The following is a 3,556-nucleotide window of genomic DNA, read 5'->3' on the forward strand; positions in this document are numbered from 1 at the left end:
GGCCTGGACGGGCGGACGGCGGCCGGGGCCGCGGCGGACGTGGCGGGGGCGGAGACGCTCATCGGGTCGTCACTTTCTCGTTGTCGGGGCGGCCGGTCACGGCGAAGAAGACGTCGTCCAGGTCGGGGGTGTCGATCGTGAGGCCTTCGACCTCGGTCTCCGTGGCCTCGACCCAGTCGAGCAGGGCCTTCACGGACTGCACGCTGCCGTCGCTGGGGACCTGGAGGGTGAGGGCGTCGTCGTCGCGGGTGCCGACGCCGAGGGTGCGGGCGGCGCGGTCCAGGCCGGTGACGTCGGCGAAGCGCAGCACGACGTGGCCGCCGGGGACGAGGCGCTTCAGCTCCTCGGGGGTGCCCTCGGCGACGAGCTTGCCGCCGCTCAGCACCGCGATGCGGTCGGCGAGCTGGTCGGCCTCTTCCAGGTACTGCGTCGTCAGGAAGACGGTGACGCCGTCGCCGACGAGTTCGCGGACGATCTCCCACATGCCGTGGCGGCTGCGCGGGTCGAGGCCGGTGGTGGGTTCGTCGAGGAAGATGATGCTCGGGTCGCCGACCAGGGTCATCGCGATGTCGAGGCGGCGGCGCATACCGCCGGAGTACGTCGAGGCGGGCCTCTTCGCCGCCTCCACGAGGTCGAACCGCTCGACGAGGCCGGCGGCCAGATGGCGGGCCTCGCGGCTGCGGTAGCCGTAGAGGTCGGCCACGAGGAGCAGGTTCTCCTCGCCGGTCAGGAGGTTGTCCACGGCGGAGAACTGGCCGGTGACGCCGATCGCCGAGCGGACGGCCGCGGGGTCGCGGGCCAGGTCGTGCCCCGCGACGCGTACGTCGCCGCCGTCCGGGGCGATCAGCGTGGAGAGGATCTGCACGGCGGTCGTCTTGCCGGCCCCGTTCGGCCCGAGCAGGGAGAAGATCGAGCCCTTCGGGATGTGCAGGTCGATCCCGTCGAGGACGGTCTTCCCGCCGAATGACTTCCGCAGGCCGGTGGCGGTGATCGCTGCGGGGGTTCCCGTGAGGGGCGCGGGTGGCTGGAGAAGCCTGGTCATGGGGGGTTCCCTTTCGTGCGGAGGGGAGGGGCCGAGCGGCCGAGGGGTAAAGGGTTGACGGGAATCAAAATCAGACATCAGTTCGAAATTGAGGTCGCGGGCGCCCCTTGGGGCGTGGGCGACCGGGTGGGTGCCGGGCTCAGCGGTGTGCGAGGCGCCGAGCGCCGGCCCCCGGGATCAGGACGTCAGGCGCGGCGGATGGTGATGTCGCCCATCGCCGTGCGGGCGCGCACCTTGAGGGTGTCCGCCGACTCGGCCGGCGCCTCGGACTCCGCCAGCGGCTGCCGCACCGACCCCGCCTTCGTCCGTACGTCGAGAAAGGTCGCCGTGGACTGCCGGATGCCGACCTCGATCGAGCCCACGGCCGTCTCCAGGACAGCGGTGCCGCGCGCCAACTCGCCTACGCGCAGGGAGCCGTTGGCACTCTTGAGCGTGACATCCGCCTCCGCGCGCTCGACCGTGACGGAACCGTTCGCCCCCCTCGCCGTCACGTCGCCCCCGACCACTCCGATGTCCGTGGCGCCGTTGGAGTTCTTGACCGTCACCGCGCCCTTGACCTCGCCGAGCCTGATGCCGCCGGACCCGGTGGTGACTTGGGCCGAGCCGCTCGCGCGGCCCAGGGAGATCTCGCCGTACCCCGTGTTCAGCTGGAGGGCGGCCGCCTGTTCGATCTGGAGGTCACCTACGGACGTCTTGATGTCGCAGTCCCCGAGCCTGCCCTCCGTGACCACGTGCGACATCGCGGTGTCGACCCGCAGCTCGGAACCGGCGGGCAGCGTGATCCGGACGTCGATCGAGGAGCCCTTGCTGAACGGGGACCGGTTCTTGGGGCCCTTGACCAGCAGTGAACCGTTCGCGAACTCGACGCGGGTGCGCTCGGCGCCCTTGACGTCCTCGTCCCGGGTCTCGCTGCTGGGGCGTACGTCGACGACCGTCTCGGCGGCGTCCCCCGCGATGACGCGGAGGGTCCCGCTCTCGAAGCCGACGGTGGCGATGATGGGCTTGGGAGTGTCGAAAGTAGGCATGGCTGTCCCGTCCTGGTGGCTAGACGAGCCCTCGGGCTCGGTGTTGTCGGTACCTGAAGTCGTGTCACGCGGTTGGGGCGCGGCCCTCGCGAGGGTCGGTCAGCGCACCCAGCCCGTATAGCCGCCGCCGAAGCCCGGGGCGATCTCCCGGCGGCCGGCGCTCCCGCCGGGCCTGCCGCCGCCCGGCTGGTCAAGCGCGGCGGAGACCGCCCGCACGAGCCAGGCGTTGACCGAGAGGCCCTCGCCGCTCGCGGCCTCTTCGACGCGGGCCTTGAGGTGCGCCGGGAGGCGGAGGTTGACACGGGCCGTGCCGCCCTCGTCCGGGCCGTCCGGCGCGGGGGGCGCGGCGGGCGGCGCCGACGGCGCCATGAGCGCGGCGTACTCCGCCTGGGCGTCGAACGGGCCCCCCGCGGGCGGCGGCGTCACCACGAACTCGGGGTCCAGGCCGCGCAGTCGCAGGTCGACCGAGCCCGGCGCGAGTTCGCTGGTGATCTCTTCCGCGGCGGCGGACAGGGCGTTCAGCAGCGTGAGCCGGGCGGCGGACTCCAGCGGGGCGGTGAGGCGCTCGGCCAGGGCGCGGGCCTCGTCGCCACCGGCTTCGGCGGCGACCGCGAGTTCCTGCCGGAGGTGGTCGACGTATTGCGTGAGGTTCATGACGCCATAGTGGCACCATCGTGGCGCCATTGCAAGCACTGCGAGTGCCAGAAGTGGGCCAGCTACGAGTCTCAGAGTCGGTTTTCGCAGGTCAGGGTGGGCGGCACCCCCATCGGTGGCAATCTGACACCCCGATGGCGTCACCTAGCGCCACTCCGACACCATCCAGCAGATGTTGAATGTTGAACTGAATCGCGCTACATTCGATGTCGTTGAACCTTCAACTGAAGCTCCCCCGTCGGGAGCCATCCCCCAAGGAGCACGTCATGGGTCTCTTCGGCCGCAAGAACGACACGACCGCCACCCCCACCGCCACCGCCACGGCCCCCGTGGTCGACCCCCAGCTCGCCGCGCTGACCGGCGACTACACGATCGACCCGGCACACTCGACGATCGGTTTCGTCGCCCGGCACGCCATGGTCACCAACGTCAAGGGCTCCTTCCTCGACGTCGCGGGCACGCTGCACCTGGACGGCGCCGACCCGTCCCGTTCGACGGCCTCCATCGACGTCAGGATGGACAGCATCGACACGGGCAGCGCCGACCGTGACGGGCACCTGAAGAGCGCGGACTTCTTCAAGACGGAGGAGTTCCCCGAGATGACCTTCCGCTCCACCAAGGCGGAGTTCCTCGGCGGCGACGACTACCGCGTCACCGGTGACCTGACGATCCTCGGCACGACGAAGCCGCTCTCCATCGACCTGGAGTTCAACGGCTCCGCCAAGGACCCGTTCGGCAACGAGCGCGTCGGCTTCGAGGGCAAGGCCGAGATCCTGCGCTCGGCGTGGGGCCTCACCTGGAACGCCGCGCTGGAGACCGGCGGCGGCCTCGTGTC

At 71.1% G+C, this 3,556-nt stretch carries 4 protein-coding genes; 1 reads left to right on the forward strand and 3 read right to left on the reverse strand.

Translation table 11 applies throughout. The features are described 5' to 3' along the window. Positions 1-58: 58 nt before the first annotated feature. The 3 genes from GKQ77_RS29860 to GKQ77_RS29870 form a co-directional block, all read right to left on the reverse strand. Positions 59-1,042 (reverse strand): ATP-binding cassette domain-containing protein, encoded by a 984-nt coding sequence (locus GKQ77_RS29860; RefSeq protein ID WP_219692239.1) that lies wholly within the window; start codon positions 1,040-1,042, stop codon positions 59-61. Between the two features lie 185 nt (positions 1,043-1,227). After that, entirely contained in the window at positions 1,228-2,067 is an 840-nt protein-coding gene (locus GKQ77_RS29865) for a DUF4097 family beta strand repeat-containing protein (RefSeq protein ID WP_219692240.1), read from the reverse strand. A gap of 99 nt (positions 2,068-2,166) precedes the next feature. Further along, positions 2,167-2,721 carry a hypothetical protein gene (locus GKQ77_RS29870; RefSeq protein ID WP_219692241.1) on the reverse strand — a complete coding sequence of 185 codons (555 nt, stop codon included), beginning with the start codon at positions 2,719-2,721 and terminating at the stop codon, positions 2,167-2,169. Between the two features lie 266 nt (positions 2,722-2,987). On the opposite strand from GKQ77_RS29870, the gene GKQ77_RS29875 reads away from it, so the two are divergent. After that, a partial coding sequence (locus tag GKQ77_RS29875; RefSeq protein WP_219692242.1) for a YceI family protein occupies positions 2,988-3,556 on the forward strand: 569 nt, incomplete at its 3' end.

The sequence above is a fragment of the Streptomyces anatolicus genome, from assembly GCF_019400875.1.
GTDB lineage: Bacteria > Actinomycetota > Actinomycetes > Streptomycetales > Streptomycetaceae > Streptomyces > Streptomyces anatolicus.